Source organism: Cellulomonas biazotea (genome assembly GCF_004306155.1).
Lineage (GTDB): Bacteria > Actinomycetota > Actinomycetes > Actinomycetales > Cellulomonadaceae > Cellulomonas > Cellulomonas biazotea.
The window spans coordinates 1-2,872 of record NZ_BIMR01000245.1; the positions used below are offsets into that span (position 1 = coordinate 1).

General features: G+C 71.3%; 3 protein-coding genes. All 3 read left to right on the forward strand.

The features are described from left to right. The coding region (locus CBZ_RS15260; protein ID WP_165446799.1) for a substrate-binding domain-containing protein at positions 1-229 on the forward strand (229 nt) is incomplete at its 5' end. 209 nt (positions 230-438) lie between these two features. Then, positions 439-1,854, forward strand: coding sequence for an extracellular solute-binding protein (locus CBZ_RS15265; RefSeq protein ID WP_130782368.1), 1,416 nt, complete (start codon positions 439-441; stop codon positions 1,852-1,854). Positions 1,855-1,900: 46 nt separating this feature from the next. After that, entirely contained in the window at positions 1,901-2,848 is a 948-nt protein-coding gene (locus CBZ_RS15270; protein ID WP_130782369.1) for a carbohydrate ABC transporter permease, read from the forward strand. Positions 2,849-2,872: the final 24 nt, after the last annotated feature.

A 2,872-nucleotide genomic window follows, 5' to 3' on the forward strand; every position in this document is an offset into this window, starting at 1 on the left:
GTGGGAGCGCGGGCTGCGGGTGCCGGACGACGTGGCGGTCGCGGGGTTCGACGACGTCGAGCCCGGGCGGTACGCGGTGCCGTCGTTGACGACGGTGTCGTTCGACCTGCGGGGCTTCGCGGCGACGGCGCTGGACCTGCTGCGTGACCGGATCGAGGACCCGGACCGGCCGCCGCGGCGCCTGACGGTCCCGCACGCGGTGGTCCCGCGGGCGAGCACGGCCGTCTGACTCCCTCGGTCCGGCGGGCGCCGCCTGACACGCGTGCCGGCGGCCCAGGGAGTTGTCCGGATTCCGGCGTGGCGTCCCTCTTGCGGGTCCGTTTCAACGATGTAATGCTCGCGTCTGGTCCGGCCACGGCCGCCCCGGGAGGCGTTCCGCACGCACCCCACGGCCGCGGTCCGCGCGCCTCGACACGTGTCTCACGAAGGAGTGACGGCATGACCGATCGCCACGCGCCGCCCCGCGGCGCGACCCCCTCCACCCCCGCCCTCGACCGCGCGGGGTTCGTCGTCCCGGGCCGCTCCGGCCCGCCCGGCGGCGGCGGACCGGGCCTCACCCGCCGCCAGATGCTCGCCGGGTCGCTCGCCGCGCTCGGGGGCGTCGCCGCGATCGGCGCCCTGAGCGGCTGCTCGACCGCCAGCGCCACGACCGGAGTCCGCGAGCTCGCGTTCTGGCACCTGCTCAGCGGCGGCGACGGCATCAACATGGCCGGCCTCGTCGAGGACGTGAACGCCCTCGACCACGGCTACCACGCGACCCAGACCGTGCTCGCGTGGGGGGCGCCGTACTACACCAAGCTCGCCATGGCGAGCGTCGGCGGGCGCTCGCCGGACACCGCGATCATGCACGCGTCCCGCATCGCCGGGTACGCGCCGGGCGGCCTGCTCGACGCGTGGGACCTCGACCTGCTGGCCGAGTTCGACGTCACCGAGGACGACTTCCTGCCGCGCGTCTGGGAGAAGGGCGGTCTCGACGGCACGCAGTACTCCATCGCGCTCGACTCGCACCCGTTCGTCATGTTCTACAACACCGACGTCGCCGAGCAGGCGGGCGTGCTCGGCACCGACGGGCAGCTCGCGCCGATCGAGGACCCCGAGCAGCTCCTCGAGGTCGCGCGCGCCATGCAGGCCGTCACCGGCAAGCACGGCCTGTCCTACGGGTACCTCGGCGACGGCGCCCAGATGTGGCGGCTGTTCTACACGCTCTACAAGCAGCACGACGCGCCGTTCGACCTGTCGGGAGAGCGGGCCGAGGTCGACGACGACGCCGCGATCGCGTCCCTCACGTACATCCAGCAGCTGCTCGACGGCACGGTCTGCGCGGTCGACGGCGACTACGGGACGGCCGTCGCGGAGTTCATGTCGGGGGAGTCCGGCCTGTTCTTCACGGGCGTCTGGGAGCTGCCCACCGCCAAGAACGCGGGCATCGCGTTCGACGCCATGCCGATCCCGACGCTGTTCGGCACGCCGGCCGCGTACGCCGACTCGCACGCGTTCACGCTGCCGCACCAGTCGGACCCCGACCCCGAGCAGCGGCGCGCCACCTACCAGTTCGTCAGCGACCTGCTCCACCACTCGCTCGACTGGGCCGTCGCCGGCCACATCCCGGCGTTCCAGCCCGTCGTGCAGAGCCCCGAGTACCAGGCCCTCGTGCCGCAGGCGCACTACGCCCCCGCCGCCGAGATCCTCAACTACGACCCCGAGGCGTGGTTCACGGGCTCCGGCAGCGACTTCCAGAACTACTTCCTGGAGACCGTGCAGAACGTCTACCTGCAGGGTGCGGACCCCGCCGCCGGGTGGGACGCCTTCATCCGGCGCGTGAACGTCCAGCTGTCCAAGCCCAACCCGGTCTGACGCCGTCCCGGCGACCCCTCCGCTCGATCGACGAAGGAGTCCGATCGTGTCCTCTGCCGCACTCGACGTCGGCGCCGACCGCACCCGGTCCCGTGGCGCGACGTCCGACCAGTCCACCGTCACCCGACGATCCCGCGACAACCGCATCGGCTGGCTGTTCGTCACGCCGTTCGTCGTCTTCTTCGCGATGTTCCTGCTCTGGCCGCTGATCCACGGCTTCTGGCTGAGCTTCACCGGCGAGTCCATCACCGGCGCCGGCGGCGCGTTCCTCGGCCTCGACAACTACGCCGAGGCCGTGCGCGACCCGATCGTGTGGCGCTCGATGCTCAACACCCTGTGGTTCACGATCCTGTCGACCGTGCCGCTCGTGCTCGTCGCGCTCGTCATGGCGCTGCTCGTGTTCCAGGGACTGCCCGGCCAGTGGCTGTGGCGGCTGTCGTTCTTCATGCCGTTCCTGCTCGCGTCGACCGTCGCCGCGCAGTTCTGGATCTGGATGTACAACCCGCAGCTCGGCCTCGTGAACTACCTGCTCGGCGCGCTGGGCGGCGAGGGCAAGGCGTGGCTGCAGGACCCCGCGTGGGCGATGGTCGCGGTCGTCGTCGAGACGCTGTGGTGGACCGTCGGGCTCAACTTCCTGCTCTACCTGACGGCCCTGCAGAACATCCCCGAGCAGCAGTACGAGGCGTCCGCGCTCGACGGCGCCGGACGGTGGCGGCAGCTGCGGTCCATCACGATCCCGCAGCTCGGCCCGACGACGGCGCTCGTCGTCATCCTGCAGATCCTCGCGTCGCTCAAGGTCTTCGACCAGATCTACGTCATGACCAACGGCGGTCCCGGCGGCGTGACCCGCCCGATCGTCCAGTACATCTTCGAGTCCGGCTTCACCGGGTACCGGTTCGGCTACGCGTCGTCGATCGCGTACATCTTCTTCGCGGTCATCATCGTCGTGTCGCTCGTGCAGGTCCGGTTCACGACCCGCAGGAGCGCCGCATGACCACCACCGTCACCCCCCAGCCCG

What these genes read in the sequence shown, in the direction of transcription:
- CBZ_RS15265 (WP_130782368.1), top strand. Translation starts at nt 439, where the DNA reads ATGACCGATCGCCACGCGCCGCCCCGCGGCGCGACCCCCTCCACCCCC.